The 16,832-nt window shown below is 69.2% G+C and carries 16 protein-coding genes and 1 tRNA gene; 8 read left to right on the top strand and 9 right to left on the bottom strand.

All coding sequences use genetic code 11. From position 1 onward, the window contains the following. Positions 1-371: 371 nt before the first annotated feature. Together OG798_RS44600 and OG798_RS44595 are read left to right on the top strand one after the other, a co-directional pair. A complete protein-coding gene (locus OG798_RS44600; protein ID WP_060899080.1) occupies positions 372-899 on the top strand; it encodes an NUDIX hydrolase family protein in 528 nt (175 codons plus the stop codon). Positions 900-983: 84 nt separating this feature from the next. Then, the gene (locus tag OG798_RS44595; RefSeq protein ID WP_267063627.1) at positions 984-2,531 is read left to right on the top strand and encodes a serine/threonine-protein kinase; all 1,548 of its coding nucleotides are present in this window, start codon (positions 984-986) and stop codon (positions 2,529-2,531) included. Between the two features lie 89 nt (positions 2,532-2,620). Here the strand turns inward: OG798_RS44595 and OG798_RS44590 are convergent, their stop codons facing one another. The 7 genes from OG798_RS44590 to OG798_RS44560 all read right to left on the bottom strand — a co-directional run bounded on the left by OG798_RS44590 (position 2,621) and on the right by OG798_RS44560 (position 11,581). Then, the gene (locus tag OG798_RS44590) at positions 2,621-5,212 is read right to left on the bottom strand and encodes a tryptophanase (RefSeq protein ID WP_413253674.1); all 2,592 of its coding nucleotides are present in this window, start codon (positions 5,210-5,212) and stop codon (positions 2,621-2,623) included. Positions 5,213-5,513: 301 nt separating this feature from the next. After that, a complete protein-coding gene (locus OG798_RS44585) occupies positions 5,514-6,860 on the bottom strand; it encodes a cytochrome P450 (protein ID WP_267063625.1) in 1,347 nt (448 codons plus the stop codon). A gap of 8 nt (positions 6,861-6,868) precedes the next feature. Beyond that, positions 6,869-7,462, bottom strand: a complete 594-nt coding sequence (locus tag OG798_RS44580; protein WP_095851307.1) for a GTP-binding protein — start codon at positions 7,460-7,462, stop codon at positions 6,869-6,871. Continuing rightward, entirely contained in the window at positions 7,437-7,814 is a 378-nt protein-coding gene (locus OG798_RS44575; RefSeq protein WP_054232691.1) for a DUF742 domain-containing protein, read from the bottom strand. The genes OG798_RS44580 and OG798_RS44575 overlap by 26 nt, the downstream gene beginning before the upstream one ends. Continuing rightward, positions 7,811-8,212 carry a roadblock/LC7 domain-containing protein gene (locus tag OG798_RS44570; RefSeq protein ID WP_054232692.1) on the bottom strand — a complete coding sequence of 134 codons (402 nt, stop codon included), beginning with the start codon at positions 8,210-8,212 and terminating at the stop codon, positions 7,811-7,813. Before OG798_RS44570 ends, OG798_RS44575 begins: the two co-directional genes overlap by 4 nt. Next, positions 8,209-9,396, bottom strand: coding sequence for a sensor histidine kinase (locus tag OG798_RS44565; RefSeq protein WP_075030323.1), 1,188 nt, complete (start codon positions 9,394-9,396; stop codon positions 8,209-8,211). Before OG798_RS44565 ends, OG798_RS44570 begins: the two co-directional genes overlap by 4 nt. A 370-nt stretch (positions 9,397-9,766) precedes the next feature. Then, entirely contained in the window at positions 9,767-11,581 is a 1,815-nt protein-coding gene (locus OG798_RS44560) for an ABC transporter ATP-binding protein (protein WP_097223898.1), read from the bottom strand. A 453-nt stretch (positions 11,582-12,034) separates the two neighbouring features. Between OG798_RS44560 and OG798_RS44555 the strand changes: the two genes are divergently transcribed. Continuing rightward, positions 12,035-12,757 carry a cytochrome P450 gene (locus OG798_RS44555; RefSeq protein ID WP_267063624.1) on the top strand — a complete coding sequence of 241 codons (723 nt, stop codon included), beginning with the start codon at positions 12,035-12,037 and terminating at the stop codon, positions 12,755-12,757. Here the strand turns inward: OG798_RS44555 and OG798_RS44550 are convergent. Beyond that, a tRNA-Pro gene (locus OG798_RS44550) sits at positions 12,720-12,796 on the bottom strand. The genes OG798_RS44555 and OG798_RS44550 overlap by 38 nt on opposite strands. A gap of 176 nt (positions 12,797-12,972) precedes the next feature. Between OG798_RS44550 and OG798_RS44545 the strand changes: the two genes are divergently transcribed. Together OG798_RS44545 and OG798_RS44540 are read left to right on the top strand one after the other, a co-directional pair. Then, positions 12,973-13,677: a transketolase gene (locus OG798_RS44545; RefSeq protein ID WP_121414196.1), complete on the top strand. Its 705-nt coding sequence runs from the start codon at positions 12,973-12,975 to the stop codon at positions 13,675-13,677. 131 nt (positions 13,678-13,808) lie between these two features. Beyond that, positions 13,809-14,726: a transketolase family protein gene (locus tag OG798_RS44540; RefSeq protein ID WP_121414197.1), complete on the top strand. Its 918-nt coding sequence runs from the start codon at positions 13,809-13,811 to the stop codon at positions 14,724-14,726. 45 nt (positions 14,727-14,771) lie between these two features. On the opposite strand, the gene OG798_RS44535 is transcribed toward OG798_RS44540, so the two are convergent. Further along, on the bottom strand, positions 14,772-15,131 hold the full coding sequence (locus OG798_RS44535; protein ID WP_121414198.1) for an MmcQ/YjbR family DNA-binding protein: 360 nt from the start codon (positions 15,129-15,131) through the stop codon (positions 14,772-14,774). A 248-nt stretch (positions 15,132-15,379) separates the two neighbouring features. Here OG798_RS44535 and OG798_RS44530 point away from each other — a divergent pair, with 248 nt between their 5' ends. The 3 genes from OG798_RS44530 to OG798_RS44520 are packed head-to-tail and all read left to right on the top strand — an operon-like array spanning position 15,380 to position 16,832. Further along, a complete protein-coding gene (locus tag OG798_RS44530; RefSeq protein ID WP_054232698.1) occupies positions 15,380-15,559 on the top strand; it encodes a hypothetical protein in 180 nt (59 codons plus the stop codon). Beyond that, entirely contained in the window at positions 15,556-16,164 is a 609-nt protein-coding gene (locus OG798_RS44525; protein WP_121414199.1) for an RNA polymerase sigma factor, read from the top strand. The genes OG798_RS44530 and OG798_RS44525 overlap by 4 nt, the downstream gene beginning before the upstream one ends. Beyond that, a complete protein-coding gene (locus OG798_RS44520; RefSeq protein WP_097223903.1) occupies positions 16,161-16,832 on the top strand; it encodes a hypothetical protein in 672 nt (223 codons plus the stop codon). The genes OG798_RS44525 and OG798_RS44520 overlap by 4 nt, the downstream gene beginning before the upstream one ends.

The following is a 16,832-nucleotide window of genomic DNA, read 5'->3' as shown; positions in this document are numbered from 1 at the left end:
AGCACGACGCGCGTGAGCGCGGCGGCGTGGAAGCTGGTCGTACGAGTCCGAGGAGGCCGCCATGAACCGCCAGATCCGCATTCGCCCCAGCCGTCGCCCCGCCACCGGGCGCGAGGTGACGATCGACCGCAGGACACCGTCGGGTCGCCTGCTGCCCTACTGACGCGACGGCTGCCCTACTGACGCGACGGCTGCCCTCCTGGCCCGACGGCTGCCCTGCTCATCCGGCGGCCTTCTCCAACGATCCGGCCAGTCGGCGTATCCGTTCCACCGCGCGCACGTTGTGGGTGATGACAATGGCCACCAGACACCACGGCGAGCACTGCGCGCGGATCCGGAAGGGTTGAAAGTATGATCACCCAATGTCTGACATGACCGAGACCACGCCGGGCTGGCTGACGCCCGACGAACTCGAAAGCGCACGCGCACGCATGCCGATCCTGTACGTCGAGGCCGTGCCGGTCCGCGTCGACGACAACGGCGAAGTCACCAGCATCGGACTGCTGCTGCGCATAGGGCCGGACGGGACGGTCAGCCGCACCGTCGTCTCGGGCCGGGTGCTGCACCACGAGCGGGTCAGGGACGCCCTCCTGCGCCACCTGGAGAAGGATCTCGGCCCGGTGGCGCTCCCCCGCATCCCGACCTCGCTCCAGCCCTTCACCGTCGCCGAGTACTTCCCCACGGTGGGCGTCACGCCGTTCCACGACCCCCGCCAGCACGCGGTCTCGCTCGCCTACATCGTCCCGGTGACCGGCGACTGCCGCCCCCGGCAGGACGCCCTCGACCTGGTCTGGTTCAGCCCCGAGGAGGCCTCGTCACCCGCGGTCCTGGGCGAGATGCCGGGCGGCCACGGAGCCCTCCTCAAGCAGGCCCTGGCCCACGTGGGCCGGCTGTCCTGACGTAGGCCTCCGCTACAGTCGGCGCGGTCCCCGGTCAGACCTGCTGCCGCGGGGGTGGTCCTGCGCTGGGGGATGACGGGCACGATGCGGTTCGAACGAATGCAACTGGCCGGGTACGAGATCCAGGAGGTCCTGGGCCAGGGCGGGTTCGCCACGGTGTACCGGGCGCGACAGCTGGCCGTGGGCCGCGAGGTGGCGCTCAAGGTGGACAGCAGGGTGCTCGACTCGCCCCGCGACCGGCAGCGGTTCATGCGGGAGGTCACCGCCGCCGGGCAGCTCTCCGGGCATCCGCACGTGGTCCCGGTGTACGACGCCGGGGTATTGGGCGACAACCGCCCGTACATGGTGCTCGAACTGTGCCCCGGCGGCTCCCTGGGTGATCGTCTGCACCACCAGGGTCCTCTGTCCGTGAAGGAGGCCCGCGACATCGGCGTGGGCATAGCCGACGCGGTGGCCGCGGCGCACACCGCCGGGGTGCTGCACCGGGACATCAAACCCGGCAACATCCTGGTCAACCGGTACGGCGGTGTCGCGCTCGCCGACTTCGGCCTCGCGGCCATGCCCCGGCCGGACCGGGAACTGTCGGTCACCCGGGAGGCGTTGACCCCCGCGTACGCTCCGCCCGAGGCGTTCCACCTGGCCGAACCGACCCCGGCCGGCGATGTGTACTCGCTCGCCGCCACGGTCTACGCCCTGCTGAGGGGCCGCCCGCCGCACTTCCCCGAGGACGGCACCCAGCTCAGTCTCGCGGAACTCATCGTGCGGCACACCTGGCCCTACCCCGACCTGCCGGGAGTGCCGGCGGCCCTCAACGAGGTGCTCGGGCGGGCCCTGGTGGCGGACCCGGCGCGTCGGCTGTCCGACGCCGGGGCACTGCGTGACGCGCTCGCCGCCGTCGACGTGGACAGCGCCGGCCGGGTCGGCTTCGGTCCCGTACCGGGTGGCCGGACCACCACCGTCCCCGTGCTACGGGACACCACGCCGCCGCCCGACCCCGGTCCGCCGGGCACGACCACCGCCCCGGCGCAGCGGGACCGGCAGAAGAAGAGGCGGCGCCCCCGACTGATCGCCGCGGTGGCGGCGGTGGCGGTCTCGGTGAGCGTCTCGGTCGCCGTGATCACCCACCGGGGTGAGGGGTCCGACAGCCCCAAGTCCCCCTCGACCGCGTCCCGGCCGTCCGGCACCACGTCCGCCGCGAACACGGGGTTCGGTGGGGTGTCGACCACCGCCCGGGAGTGTCCCGCCGCCGCGGTCGACGGCGCGGGCGGCCGGTGCGTCACGGCCCCCGAGTGCTGGAGCGGCATCACCGACATCTCGGGGACGATCACCGTCAGCCTCGCGGACTGCCGGGTGAAGCACGTGTGGGAGACCTTCGCCATCGCCCCGCTGCCCAAGGACGGGATGACGAACAACGCCCGGGACCTGATCAAGCACCCCACCGTCAAGGCGCTGTGCTCACAGGAGGTCATGCTGAAGTCCCGGACGGCCACCGGACGGGCCGTCACCGGCCGGTGGAGTACGGACATCCTGCCGCCGACCGCCCAGCAGTGGTCCGACGGACTGCGCGCCTTCCGCTGCGTCGCCCACGCGGCCACGGAGGACGGGGAGATCACCGACAGCCACTTCGGGTAGGAGCGGCCGATCGCCGACGAGCCGCTGCCCGGTCACGTCGTTCACGACGCGACCGGGCAGCGGCCTCAGGACGGCGTTTCCCCCGCCCGCTACACGGTCACCGGCTGGAGCTTGGCGCGGAAGTGCCGCAGGATCGGGGACTGTTCCACGATCCGGTAGCCGTGCACGGACTCCGCGTTCTTGGCGATGCTCTCCAGGGTTCTGCCGACGTGGTCGTAGTGGCTGCGCGTGTAGACGCGCCGCGGCAGCGCCAGCCTCACCAGTTCGTACGGCGGGCTCTTCACGGGGTTCCCGTCCTCGTCCTCCTCGCCGAGGTACAGCGACCCCAGTTCGGCCGACCGGATGCCACCCTCCAGGTAGAGCCGGCAGGCGAGAGCGTGGCCGGGGTACTGGTGGGGCGGTATGTGGGGCAGAAGTCGGCCCGCGTTGAGGTAGATGGCGTGCAGACCGGGCGGCTCCAGGATGTCCACGCCGGCGGCGCGGACCCGCTGGGCCAGGTGGTCGGCGCTCTCCGCCCGCTCCGCGAGGTAGGAAGGTTCGGTCACCTCCTGGAGGCCCTGGGCGATCATGTCGAGGTCGCGTCCGGCCAGCCCCCCGTAGGTGGGGAACCCCTCGGTGGCGATGAGGAGGAGTTCGCACTTCTGGGCGAGTTCCGAATCGTTCAGTCCGATGAAGCCGCCGATGTGGACGATGCCGTCCTTCTTGGCGCTCATCACACAGCCGTCGGCCAGACGGAACGCTTCTTCGGCGACCTGGCGCGGGGTGCGGTCCTTGTAGGCCGCCTCGTGCCGGGTGACCAGCCACGCGTTCTCGGCGAACCGGGCGGCGTCCAGGATCAGGGGGACACCGTGCCGGCGGCAGAGTTCGGAGGTCCGCTTCAGGTTCTCCATGGAGACGGGCTGACCGCCACCGCCGTTGTTGGTGATGGTCATGACGACCGCGGCGACACGCGAGCCGGTCGTCTCGGTCAGCCCCCGCTCCAGGGCCTCGAGGTCGATGTTCCCCTTGAAGGGCTCCGAGCTGTCCAGGTTCCGCGCCTCGGCGCAGGGCAGGTCGCGGGCCACACAGCCCGCCAGCTCCACATTGGCGCGGGTGGTGTCGAAGTGCGTGTTGGACAGGACGGTGTCGCCGGGCTTGAGGAGGTTGGAGAACAGGAGTCGCTCCGCCGCACGCCCTTGGTGGGCCGGCAGGATGTGGCTGAAGCCGGTCAGTTCCGCCACCGTGTCCCGGAAGCGGTAGAAGGACCGCGAGCCCGCGTAGGACTCGTCACCGGCCATGCCCACGGCGAGCTGCGCCGAGGACAGCGCACCGGTCCCCGAGTCGCTCAGCAGATCGATGGTCACCTCTTCCGCGCGCAGATCGAACAGGTTGTAGTGCACTCGTTCGAGTGCCGCCTTGCGCTGCTGGGGGGTCGTGAGCGGGATAGGTTCGACGACCTTGATCCGGTACGGCTCCATCCTGATTTCTGCTCCTGCCTTTCCGTTTCCTACTGAGTGGAGGGTCTCGCGCGGCTCGGTACCGGCCGTGCGATGGGGGGAGAACGTCTGAGGGGGCGGCTGCGCCGGCAACGGCGGCCGTACCGCGTACGCCTCCGAGGAGATGTACGCGGTCACACGGGGCGGTCGGCCCCGCTCGTACACCAGCGCCAGATAGGCGATGAGCCCCACGCCGTCGTGCAGCAGCCGCGAGGTGACGGTGGCCAGCGACCGGTCCAGCGCCGCGGTGTCCATGCCGTGTCGGCGCAGCACGGCCACCGCTCGCGCATAGGCCTCCCCGTCGTGCCGGACGTAGGCCCTGACCGGCACGTGGAGGGTGAAGCCGCTCGGCAGGCCGGTCCCGGACTCCGTGAAGGAGTGGCAGGAGAGCACGGGGCGCCCCTCCAGCCGTACGCCTTTCCCGGCGCCGGAGTGCTGCGGCGAGCTGTCGAGACCCGCCGCGACCCGCAGGAACTCCCGTACGGTCTCGGGCCGTGGCCCGGGGTCCGTGCGGGGCAGTTCACCCGCGTCGGCGGCGGCCAGGTTGCGATGGGTGACGTAGACCTTCACCCGGGGTGTCTCCCAGTCCCCGAGGTCGAGGGCGAAGAACGGATAGCCGTCGGCCTGGGGCAGCGCGGCGAACGCCTGCCGGTGGCCGAGCCTGTCGAGTGCCTCACGCACCGTCTCGGCGGCCCGGTCCACCCCGGACGCCGCCGGGTTCAGATAGACCTTGACCTTGGGGACTCCGCCGGGCCGCAACTCCAGGGCCAGCCACAGCGCCAGCGGGCCCTCGGGGGCCGGTGGGAAGAACAGGTCCTCCAGCCGGTCGAGTTGGTCGGTGGCGAAGCCCCAGCGGTCCGCCATGGCCCGGACCACCCGCAGTCCGACGCGCCCGTTCTCCGCCAGGCCTTCGGCGCCGTACCCCGGTTCCAGCAACACACGCAGGGTCGGGGGCGCGTCCGGCACGAAGGCGAGGGAGTACTCCACCGGCGTGTGGTCGTCGGACAGGAAACTCGGGTAGGTCGGCGGTTCGTCCAACGGACGCTCCGCGACGGGACCGAGACAGTCGGTCAGGACACGCGCGTAGATCTCGCCGTCGGACGGTTCGAGACCTATGGCTTGGCACAGTCGGAGTAACTGGTCGGCCACGTAACCGCCGAGCGGCTGCGTGTCCGTGACCGGTCCACCCCCTGTACGGAAGGTGATCACCGGCCCTCCCGGCGGGTGGGCCCGGGAAGGAGGGCAAAAAGATACCCGCCTGTGCGGGCGGGTATCTCGCCATCCGGCTTGTGTGGTGCGACGGGTATGGCGCGGGGGTCGAAGCTCCCTTGGGAGGTCTGTCGTCGGGGGCGGAGCATGGCTGCGGAGTGCTGTGCTGAAGTGGCGTCTGTGGTCGAGGGCTCCACGACACCTCCTTAACTTGTGATCAACACGATTGCCGCGCTCTTCCCTACCCCTCCGGTTGAATGTTGATGCAGTGCGAGGATGTTGGCAGCTGTTGCGTATCTCACGCCTTCCACCAGGACAGGAACGAACTCCACAGCCCACCACGCTCCTGCCGGCCCTGCGCACCTCCTTGGTCGCCGCGCGCCGTGGTCTCCGGGCGGTGCTGCGGGTCGGGCTGCCGGGCGGCCCGTACGGGGGTGAAACGGGCCGGAAGCGCGGCCAGCGCCCGGTTGAAGGGACCCGGACGCCAGGTCAGACTGTCCTCGGGTATGGCCAGTTCGACGTCGGGCAGCCGGTTGAAGAGGTTCTCGATGGCCGTCACGGTGATGAGCCGGGCGGGGTCCTTGGCCGGGCAGGCGTGCGGTCCCGCGCTCCACGCCAGGTGGGAGCGGTTGCTCGACGCGTGCCGGGACGCCGCGAGCGCCGGGTCGGAGTTGGCGGCCGCGAAGCTGACCAGCACGAGGTCGCCCGCCGCCAGCTTCTGTCCCCCGAACTCCATGTCGGCCGCCGGGTAGTGCGGCGCGTAGTTCGCCATGGGCGGGTTCTTCCACAGCGTGGTGTCGATGGCCTCTTCGATCAACCCGCCTGCCGCGTAACGGTCGTTGGTCAGCAGCAGATGCAGGGTGTTGGAGATGAGGTTGCGCAGCGGCTCCGCACCGGCGCCCAGGAGCAGGACGAGTTGATGGGCCATCTCCTCGTTGGTCAGGCGCGCCTGATGCTGCATCAGCCAGGAGGTGACGTCGTCGCCGGGCCGGGACCGCTTGAGGGCCACCAGCTCGCCCACGGCCTGACCCAGTACCTCGTTCGCCTTCTCGGCATTCACACCGTCGAAAATGCCGGATATACCGAAGAGGACCCGGTCGCCGATCTCCGCGGGGCAGCCGAAGAGTTCGTTGAACACGAAAAGCGGCAGCAGCTTGGCGTAGTCGTTGAGCAGATCGGCCGAGCCACGGGTGTGGAACTGGGCGATGAGGTAATTGGAGACCCGCTCGGCGCTCTGGCTCAGCCAATGCGAATCGACACGCGCGAAGCTGTCCGTGATGGCCTGCCGCAGCCGCATGTGGTCGGCCCCGTCACTGAACATGGCGTTGGGCCGGTACACGAGAAGCGGAAGCACCGGACTGTCCGGACTGATCTCGCCCTCGTTGAAATCCCGCCAGCGGCGCGAGTCCTTCCGGAAGGCACCCGCGTTCTGGAGCAGCTGGAGCGCCGCCGAGTAATCCGTGACAAGGGTCGCCTCGACACCGGGGGCGAGTTCGACCGGAGCGGTCGGCCCGTAGTGACGCATGTACTCGTAATAGGCTTGCGGATCGGCCGCGAACTCCGCCCCGTGCAACGGCACCGGCTCACCCGTGGCATGAGCCGGGCAGCCGGGTGGTGGCACGGGGACGGTGGATTCAGTGTTCATGCTTGCTCCTAGCGGGCACGGTCCTGCAAATAGTGAACGAGGGTGATCAGGGCGCTTGCTGATGAATTCTCGTCGCGAGCGTCGCAGGTGACGACCGGGGTGTCGGGGAGCAGGTCCAGCGCCTCACGCAGCGCCTCTTCGCCACGAAGCGGCGTGCCGTCGAAGTGGTTCACGGCAATGGCGTAGGCGAGTCCGTACTGCTCGATCAGGTCGATGACGGCGAAGGAATCCGCCAGCCGCTCGGGGTCGACCAGCACGAGCGCCCCGAGAGCGCCGCGCGCCATGTCCTCCCACATCTGCACGAACCGCTGCTGGCCCGGCGTACCGAACAGGTACAGCACGACGTGATCACTGATCGTGAGGCGTCCGAAGTCCATGGCCACCGTGGTGGTGGTCTTGCCGCGGACGCCCTTGAGGTCGTCGATCTCCTCGCCGGCCTGCGTCATCGTCTCCTCCGTGGACAGCGGAGGAATCTCCGACATCGTCCCGACGAAGGTGGTCTTGCCCACCGCGAAGTGCCCGACGATCAGGATCTTCACGGCGGTCTGCGCCGCTCCACCGCGGACGTACGCCTTCTCATCCAAAACGGGCCCGGAGACCATCCAGCACCTCCTGAAGAATCTGCTCGTCGACCAGGCGGGCGCGCGCCACCGGCGCGCGCGTGATGAGGTAACCGCCTTCGGCGAGGGCATTGAGAAGGATCTTCACCACGCCCATGGGCAGGCGCAGGTGTCCCGCGATCTCGGCGACCGAGAGGTAGCCGCCGGAGCACATCTCCAGCAGGCTCTGTTCCTCCGGGGAGAGCCGGGCCGGCCGCTGCTGATGGTCGGCGGCCGCCGTGACCAGCGTGATCAGGGAGAACTGGTCGCCGTCGGGAAGATCCCGGCCATTGGTGATGACGTACGGCCGCACTAACTCCGCGGCCTCGGGCTCCTGCCGCTCGGAATCGGTCACTGGCGTGCGCCGATGTTCTCGCGCGGCGGAGTCGTCAGCGCCTTGCCCAGCTGGCCGACGAGCTGCTGCATACGGAAGGTGATCTCCCCCATCTCGACGTCGGGAGAGGCCGAGACCGCGAGGTACGCGCCGTCACCGGCGGAGATCAGGAAGACCCAGCCACCGTCGAACTCGACGAGCGTCTGCCGCCACTTCAGATCGGACCCGTCGCAGAAGAACCCGATCGAGCGGCTCAGTGACTGCACACCGCTCATCGCGGCGGCGACGGTGTCCGCGTGGTCCCTTCCGACCCCCTTCGAGGACGCCATCAAGAGCCCGTCGGCGGAGACCAGGACCGCGTGCAGAGCCCCGGGAATCTCCAGGACGCCGTCAAGCATCCATGACAGATCGTTGTTCACGAAACCTCATGCCCTTCGCTGCTTGCGTCATGTGCGTTGCTCGTGCGGCCCGCAGGCTCCGGGAGCGCGGCTCGACCGGACTGCGTGCCGCGCTGGAAGGCACCCATGATCGAGGCGGTCTCCTCTTCGGAGCGGATCGGGGTGCCCGTGGTCATGGGGGCGCCCGTGGTTTCGGAACTCGGCGGCACGATGGCCATGGCCCGCCTGCGGCGGCGCTTGGGAAGACCGTCGGCGGTCGTGGACACGGCCGCGGCGGGTTCCGGGCCGCTCGGGTTCAGCGAGGGAACAGTGCTCACAGTCTGTGCTCGCTCCTTTGGTTGCGGCATGCTCGTGAGCAGCTCGTCCGGCAGCAGGACCACCGCTCGCACACCCCCGTAGGGAGAGGTCGAGTCGACGGACACCGTGAAGCCGTAGCGCTCACAGAGCACACCGATCACCGCGAAGCCGAACTGCGGAGGATTGCCGAGCCCGGAGACACCCGAGGCCCGCTCACTCGAAAGGAGTTTCGCCGCTCGGGCCTTCTCCTCCTCGTTCATGCCGACACCGGCGTCGTCGACGACGATGCAGATGCCCTTGGGTACGGCACGGACATTGATCTCGACACTGGTTTCCGGTGCCGAGTAGCTCGTGGCGTTGTCGAGCAGTTCCGCAAGGGCCAGCGCCACCGGTTCGACGGCTCGGTTGGTGACCGCGAAATCGACCTGCGAAAGGATTTCGACCCGCTGGAAGTGCCGGATCCTGCCCTGCGCGCTGCGGACCACGTCGTATACCGACGCGACGTCACGCTGCCGTCCCAGCCAGCCTTCGCAGAGCACCGCGATGGACTGTGCGCGCCGCCCGAACTGCGAGTTCATGTGGTCGATTTCCAGGAGGTCCTGGAGAATCACCGACTCGCCATACTTGCTCTGCAGTTTGGAAATGGCCAACTGCTGTTCGGCGGCGAGACCCTGAAGCGTCCGCATCGCCGATTTGAGCGCGGTTCTCGTTGCTTCTTCGGCTTGCTCCTGAGCCTTCTTCACCGAGGCCGAATATTGATTCTCAAGCTCAGCGTAGTGATCCCTGAGTTCTTGATTTCCCTGCCTTAAACTCCGCGCAGACCGCTTTCCGCGAATAATGGCGGTAGCTGCAAGCGGAGTACCAGCGATAAGAGCCCAGAGAGCCGGGTCCTGCATGTATTGCGTCATAAGACTCTCTTCAAGCGACTGACAGCCAGCTACTGAAATCCGTCAGCGCGGCGGGCCGACAGCCCACTGCGCAGGGTTTACCGTTCGGGCCGCACAGTTGGCCAGAAGAGTCGTTTGGCCGGAAGAGTCGTTTTGTGCCCATAGCCCGCTCGGCAAGTGCGGCGATCGTATCATCGCCCCAACTCGTGACGGACCGTCAATATGAGGAGTACTTGCGAACATTGATGAGTAGTCAGATCCTCAACGACATCCGAAAAGGGGGCTCTGCGGCTTTCGTCAATCGGTGCCCGGAGTGGACACCGGAGTGGACATCGGGGAGCGGGTGCCGCCGAGCGGGCGCGGGGGGACCCCACGCCCGCCGGGTTCGCGTTCAGTGCAGGTCGGCCGGCTCCTGGCTGTCGTCGAGGAAACCGCCCGACTGGTGCTGCCACAGCTTCGCGTAGGCGCCTTCCGACGCGAGCAGTTCCTGATGCGTGCCCTGCTCGATGATGCGTCCGCGGTCGAGGACGACGAGCCGGTCCATGGTGGCGACCGTGCTCAGTCGGTGCGCCACGACGAGCGCCGTCCGGCCCTCCATGAGCCGCCACAGCGCTTCTTGTACGAGGATCTCGCTCTCGGAGTCCAGCGCGCTGGTCGCCTCGTCGAGCAGCAGGATCGGTGCGTCGCGCAGGATCGCCCTGGCGAGTGCGACCCGCTGGCGCTGTCCGCCGGACAGCTTGACCCCGCGCTCGCCCACCATGGTGTCGAAGCCGTCCGGCAGCGCGTCGGCGAACTCCGTGACATGCGCCGCCTCAGCAGCGCGACGGATCTCGGCCTCGGTGGCGTCCGGCCGGGCGAAGGCGATGTTGTCCCGCAGGGTGCGGTGGAACATCGCCGGGTCCTGCGGCACGTAGGCCATCAGCCCGCGCAGGTCGGCCTGGCGCAGCCTGCTGATGTCCTGCCCTCCGATCAGGATGCGTCCGGAGTCGATGTCCGTCATCCTCAGCAGCAGCCGGGCCAGCGTGGTCTTGCCCCCGCCGGACCGGCCGACGAGACCGATCTTCGCCCCGCTGGGCACGGCCAGGTCGAGTCCCTCGAAGAGCGGCTGCGCGCCCGCGTGGGCGAAGGTCACCTGCTCGAAGCGGACGTCGGCGGCCCGGGACAGCAGCGCTTCCGGCGCCTTCGGGTCGAGTACGGTCGGCGGCTTCAGCAGCAGTTCGGTGAACTGCGCGGCCTCCGTCATCGAGCTCTCCAGGCGGCGGTAGATCTGGTTGAACTCGAACATGATCCGCGTCGCGTTGCTGTAGTACGTGAAGGCGACCACGACCGCCTCGACGCCCTGGCTGCCTCCGCCGAGCGCGACCGCGAGCAGCAGGCCCAGCGCGTTGGTCAGTACGGACATCGGCGCGACCAGTGTGTCGATGCGCAGGTTGCCGTAGTCCCACGACCGCAGCATGAGCCGCCGCGAGGCCGCGACACGGGACCGGTGCTCGGCGGCCTCACGCTCCTCGGCGGCGAACGCCCGGACCGTGTCCATGTTCATCAGGCTGTCGGCGACATGGCCCGACACCCGGGCGATCGCCTCCTCGCGCTGATCGACGAGCGCCTGACGGCGGCGGATGAGGGGTAGCACGCAAACCGCCGTCAGCGCGATCATCGCCAGGAGCCCGACGACGAGCAGCGGTTCGTAGCGCCACAGCACCACCGCCCCGAACACCAGCGGCACGAAGCTGCCCACGACCTGGAACGTCATCGTGTCGACGAACTCCTCGAAGCGGGAGGCGAAGCTCAGCACCCGCTTGGTCAGTGACCCGGCGAAGTTGTCGTGGAAGAACGCGGCGTCCTTGGCGAACAGCTCGTCCATGCCGATGACGTACAACTGCTCGATACCGAGGGCGTCGAGACGGTTCAGGCAGTGCAGGCCGAGGCGCCACAGCATCTCCGCGAGCAGCAGGACGCCGCCGAAGCCGAGGACGTACGGCAGCGTCGAGCCGATGGAGATGCCGGCGTCGCCGGCGATCCGGCCGACGAGCTTCGCGACGATCAGAGGCGCGATGTAGTTGATGCCGATGTTGCCGAGCGCCGGCAGCAGCATGGCGGGGGCGGTCAGCCGTCGGAGCCGGGCCAACTCCCGTCCGTAATAGCGAAGGGCGAGGAGCACCGAGCCTTTGCTCGGTGAACCCTCGCGCGATTCAGGCGATCCCATCCCAACCCTGTGTGGTCGTGCGGCAGCCTGCCGCGTGCTTCTCCGGGGAGATTCCGTTGCCTCAGTGGCCTTGTGGAGCTTCGGTTTCGAGTGAGCGCGTTCGCTCGGGTCGTCCTGCGATGGGCGGGGTACGACGACGGGCCCGCGGCGACACCCACGTGCGAGTACGGCGGGCCAGGAATGGCAGTGTCCCGCGAGGGTTCCCGCGCAGTCCAAGCGTTTTTATCGGCCAACGGCGCACGTCGCACGCCTGCGCGACCCGGCCGAACAGGCGTGTGCCCCTGAGCCCGGGCGGCCCGATCGCACCCTTCCCGATGCGCCCGCGTGCCTCTTCCGCGCAGTCTTTTCTGCAGATCACCGACGACCTCATCGACAAGATGCCGGCGGGACCCGACCCCACCGACCTCAACACGGCCCTGCCTCCTGCCCCTGCCCCTGCCCCTGCCGTCACTGATGATCTGTGAGCTGCTCGGAGTGCCCTACGAGGACCACGAGTTCTTCCAGGAGCACGCCGGCGTCACCAACGCGCGGTTCAAGACACCGCAAGACGCAGCCGAGACGACAAGGGAGCTGCGCCGCTACATCTCCGGGCTCATCGAGGCCACGATGGACGACCCCGCCGAGGACGTCCTGTCCGACCTTGCCGCGCGCCTCAAGGAGGGCGATCTCAGCCTGGCGGAGGCCACTTCCCTGGGGCAGCACATCCTGCTCGTCGCCGGCCGCGACACCAGCGCCAACATGATCACTCTGGGCACCGCGCTGCTGCTCCAGAACCCCGACCAGCTCGCGGCCCTGTCGGCCGCCGACCGGGATCCGCCGGCGTTCCCCGAGCCCGAGAAGCTCGACCTCGCCCGCCGGGCGGCGCAGCATGTCGCGTTCAGCTGGGGCTCGGACCAGTGCATCGGGCAACGGCTGGCCCGTATCGAACTCCACATCGTGTTCAGCACACTGTTCCGTCGGGTGCCGACCCTGCGGCTCGCGGTCGACGTCTCGGAGCTGAAGTTCAAGGAGGACTCACAGGCGTACGGCATCTACGAGCTGCCCGTCACCTGGTGGCTCCTGGAGATCCGTGAAGGAGCGGACACGACAAAGCCGTCTTCTCATCGCCGAGAAGACGGCCTCCGACCTGCTGTGAAGCTGGTCGGGACGACAGGATTTGAACCTGCGACCCCTTGACCCCCAGTCAAGTGCGCTACCAAGCTGCGCCACGTCCCGTTGCCCGTCTGACCTGGGGTTTCCCCTGGCCGAACGCGCACGGAAACAATACCGCACTCGGGGCGATGGTCGCGCATCCGTTTATTCGGGGCCGACCGGGGCGCGGGGCCACGGGGGGAGGAGACTTCGAGGCGACACTTGACCTGAAGTTTGATTGAGGTTGCACGATCGTCGGCATGACGATCATCGAGGCAGAACGCCGACACCCGTACCAGGACCTGCCCCGCCTGATGGGGCTGATGACCGGCGACGAGAAGCACGGACCCGCGGCGACGTCCACGCTGGACGCGCTGTGGGTGCTCTACGACCGGGTGCTGCGGGTCGGGCCCGAGCGGATGGACGATCCGGAGCGGGACCGGTTCCTGCTCTCCAAGGGGCACGGGCCGATGGCGTACTACGCGGTGCTCGCGGCCAAGGGCTTCGTGCCCGTGGAGTGGCTGTCGGACTTCGGCGCGTACGACTCACCGCTCGGACACCACCCGGACCGGGTGCTGGTACCCGGTGCCGAGATCGGCAGCGGGTCGCTGGGGCACGGGCTGCCGATCGCTGTCGGCACCGCGCTGGGCCTGCGCGCGCAGGGGCTGGGCGAGCCCCGTGTGTGGGTGCTGGTCGGCGACGCGGAGCTGGACGAGGGCAGCAACCACGAGGCGATCGCGTACGCCGGGCCGACCGGTCTCGACCGGCTGCACACCGTGGTGATCGACAACTCCTCCGCCAGTCATGCCCGGCCCGGCGGTATCGCCGCCCGGTTCGAGGCCGCGGGCTGGTCCGCCCTGACCGTCGACGGCCGTGACCACGAGGCGCTGTACGCCGCCTTCACCGCGCCCCACCCGGGTCGCCCGCACGTGGTGGTCGCCCGGGTCGAGCCCAAGTCCGCCTGAGGCATCCGAGACGCCCGAGACGCCCGGGACGACTGAGGCACCTGCGGCACCTGAGACATGCAAGGCATCTGCGGCTCCGGACGCACCCCTCTCCTCATCCCGTGCCCCCTCCCCCGAAAGGACCCCCTTCCATGGACACCATGCGTGATCGTTTCGCCCCCGTCATGACGCGGCTGCTCGACGAGGACCCTCGGGTCGCGGTCGTCCTCGCCGAGATCGGCAAGGACGGTTTCACGGAAGCCCGGCGCAGGCATCCCGATCGGGTGATCAACGTCGGGATCCGCGAACAGCTCCTGGTCGGGGCGGGCGCGGGCCTGGCGCTGACCGGTCTGCGGCCCGTCGTGCACACCTTCGCCAGCTTCCTCGTCGAGCGGCCGTTCGAGCAGGTCAAGCTGGACCTCGGACACCAGGACGTGGGCGCGGTGCTGGTGAGCGCTGCCGCGTCCTTCGACTGGCCCGCCGGAGGCTTCACCCACATGGCACCCGGCGACGTGGCCCTGCTCGACACACTGGACGGCTGGACCGTGCACGTTCCCGGCCATCCGGACGAGGCCGAGCAGCTGCTGCGGCAGGCGGTCGCCGCCGGGGACGACAAGGTGTACGTGCGGTTGTCCGTGCAGTCCAACGCGCAGGGCCTGCCGGTCGACGGGGCCCGTTTCCGTACCGTCCGGGAAGGGCGCGCAGGGGTCGTCGTCGCCGTCGGGCCGATGCTCGACGCCGTACTCGCCGCCACGGAGGGACTCGACGTCACCGTCCTGTACGCGGCCACCGTGAGGCCCTTCGACGGGCAGGCCCTGCGCCGCGCCACGGAGGCGGCGGGCACCGACGTCGTCCTCGTCGAGCCGTACCTGGCCGGTACGTCCACGGCCGCCGCGGGCGACGCGCTCGCCGACGTACCCCACCGTGTCCTCGGCCTCGGAGTCCGTCGGCGTGAGCTGCGCAGGTACGGGACCGTGGACGAGCACCTGACCGCGCACGGCCTCGACGCGGGATCCCTGCGCGAGCGGATCGGCGGCTTCCTGAGCGCCTCGGGCCGACCGCGCCCCTGAGTCCGCCCCCACGCGGACCCGCGGGGACCCGAGCGGACATGCGTGTCAGTCGGCCCTCGGAAGTCCCAGCTCCGGGTAGGCATCGAGCAGCCGGGGCGGAGCCGCCTGGCGCCAGGAGTCGGCCAGGATGTCGCGGAGTTCGTCGCCGTCCTCCAGGGCGGCGAGCCGGACCCTGACCCAGGCGAAACCCGCCTCGTGGTCGGCGATCCAGAACTTGCCGGGCTCCGCCAGGACGAGTTCGTCGCGCTCCTCCTTCGGGCAGCGCACCGCGATGGACGTCTCCTCCTCGGGCAGCGTGGCGAACATCTTCCCCGCGACCCGGAAGGTGGGCATGCTCCAGGCGATCTTCTCCGCGGTGTCCGGCAGGGAGAGGGCGGTACGGCGTACGTCGTCGGCATCCGGCATGAGAGGCACGGTAGCCAAAGGCACTGACATCGACAGGGGGCGGCGGGTCCGGTCGCTCCCGGCTCCCGTCCGAGACGATCGATGATTGAACCAGCTGCAATCAGATCGATACTGACCGTAATATTTTTCGAGCACCGGCTGCACGTTCGGGTCGCCCCGGACGCTTCATGGGTGGAGGCGGACGGTGCCTCTGGTGCCGGGGTGGGGACACGGCACCTTCGATCAGCACAGGTACAGGGGAGGACCCCGTGCAGCAGAGCGCTGCCGCGTGGTTGTTCGAGATCGCGCTTGGCATGAGGGTGTTCGGCCCGGACGTCGTCCGTGGCTGCCGTCGGCTCCTGACGGCCGGCGTACGGATCGGCATCACCGGACTGACCGGCACCCGCGCCCCGTCCCGCTCCGCCGAGTCGACCCGGGACGTCCCGTGAACGGCGACGGCGGGCCGGAGGAGACCGGCGGGGCCGTCGGCACACCGCGGGTGGTGCCCATCGACCAATGGCACCCCACCGTGCAGATGGCGTACTGGGGTTTCCACCATCAGCGCCGCCAGGACTACATGCGCTACGCCTATCTCCAGCTCGGCTCCGACGCCGACGCGGAGGAGGCCGTGGACCTGACCTTCGACCAGGTCATGGACCGCTGGCCGCGGATGCTGCGGATGGAGAACCTGGAGGGCTACGCCTGGACGATCCTCAAGCGCCGCATCATCGACATGCACCGCAAGCGACGGCGTCGCCCGGAGCTGATGGAGATCGCCGCCTTCGAGGCGGCGCTCGCCGACCCGGCCGAGGATCCGTACGACACGCTCACCGACGCCATCGCCCTGTACGTCGCGGTCGGCTCCCTGAGCGAGCGGCAGCGGGACGCGATCCTCCTCTACTACGGCATAGGTTTCACGGCCGCCGAAGCCGCCGTACTCATGGGCAACGAGGAGGCCACCGTCCGCTCCCAGCTCCGTACCGGCCGGCGGCGCCTCGCCACCTTGCTCAAACTCCGCTGCCCGGAGCACTCCGACGGGAAGAACCCCCGATGAGCACCCTGCCGTCCGACCGCCGCACCATCGACGACCTGTTGGCCAAAGCGCGTACGCAGGATCGTTACGCCGACTACGACCTCGCGGCCTCCGAAGCCCGTCTGCGCAGCCGTCAGGCGGCCCGGCACCGCCCGCGCAACCCCGATGCCGCGCTCGTCCGAGCCGTGTGGACCACCCCCGAGGACGACCGCACTCCGGACGCGGACCGTGCCTGGTGGGACCTGAACGCCGTGAGCCTGCTGGTGCTGTTCGGGCCGGACGCCGACCGTCATCTGAGCGAGTTCATCGACAGCCAGTACGCGGACAAGACCGGCGCCCTGGTCTTCGCATGTCTGCTGCACGTGGCGGGCGACAGCAGCGGGGCGCGCTTCTGGTGGCGTTTCGCGGCCGGGGTCGGCCACCAGGTCGCCGAGTACTGCCTGTTCCTCGAACACGCCCACAGCGGTGAGTACCACGACGCCGACCACTGGCGCACGCAGCTGGTGCGCGAGCACTTCGAACCCACCTATATGTGCGGCGAACGCGTCACCGCCCCGTTGGTGAATCCGGCGTTCATCGACCACGTCCACCCGCACATCGCCCGCCCGCACCACCCGGAGATCGGCATCGTCCCGCTCCCCCGGCCACCTCTCGTGAAGGAGCTGCGCCACCTGACCTCCCTGCTGTAG

The organism is Streptomyces sp. NBC_00271, from assembly GCF_036178845.1.
GTDB lineage: Bacteria > Actinomycetota > Actinomycetes > Streptomycetales > Streptomycetaceae > Streptomyces.
The sequence above is the reverse complement of the archived record's forward strand: the minus strand, read 5'-3'. Positions and strand labels throughout refer to the sequence as shown.

What these genes read in the sequence shown, in the direction of transcription:
- OG798_RS44600 (WP_060899080.1), top strand. Translation starts at nt 372, where the DNA reads ATGACCGAGACCACGCCGGGCTGGCTGACGCCCGACGAACTCGAAAGC.
- OG798_RS44595 (WP_267063627.1), top strand. Translation starts at nt 984, where the DNA reads ATGCGGTTCGAACGAATGCAACTGGCCGGGTACGAGATCCAGGAGGTC.
- OG798_RS44585 (WP_267063625.1), bottom strand. Translation starts at nt 6,860, where the DNA reads ATGAACACTGAATCCACCGTCCCCGTGCCACCACCCGGCTGCCCGGCT.
- OG798_RS44580 (WP_095851307.1), bottom strand. Translation starts at nt 7,462, where the DNA reads ATGGTCTCCGGGCCCGTTTTGGATGAGAAGGCGTACGTCCGCGGTGGA.
- OG798_RS44565 (WP_075030323.1), bottom strand. Translation starts at nt 9,396, where the DNA reads ATGACGCAATACATGCAGGACCCGGCTCTCTGGGCTCTTATCGCTGGT.
- OG798_RS44560 (WP_097223898.1), bottom strand. Translation starts at nt 11,581, where the DNA reads ATGGGATCGCCTGAATCGCGCGAGGGTTCACCGAGCAAAGGCTCGGTG.
- OG798_RS44555 (WP_267063624.1), top strand. Translation starts at nt 12,035, where the DNA reads ATGATCTGTGAGCTGCTCGGAGTGCCCTACGAGGACCACGAGTTCTTC.
- OG798_RS44545 (WP_121414196.1), top strand. Translation starts at nt 12,973, where the DNA reads ATGACGATCATCGAGGCAGAACGCCGACACCCGTACCAGGACCTGCCC.
- OG798_RS44540 (WP_121414197.1), top strand. Translation starts at nt 13,809, where the DNA reads ATGGACACCATGCGTGATCGTTTCGCCCCCGTCATGACGCGGCTGCTC.
- OG798_RS44535 (WP_121414198.1), bottom strand. Translation starts at nt 15,131, where the DNA reads ATGCCGGATGCCGACGACGTACGCCGTACCGCCCTCTCCCTGCCGGAC.
- OG798_RS44520 (WP_097223903.1), top strand. Translation starts at nt 16,161, where the DNA reads ATGAGCACCCTGCCGTCCGACCGCCGCACCATCGACGACCTGTTGGCC.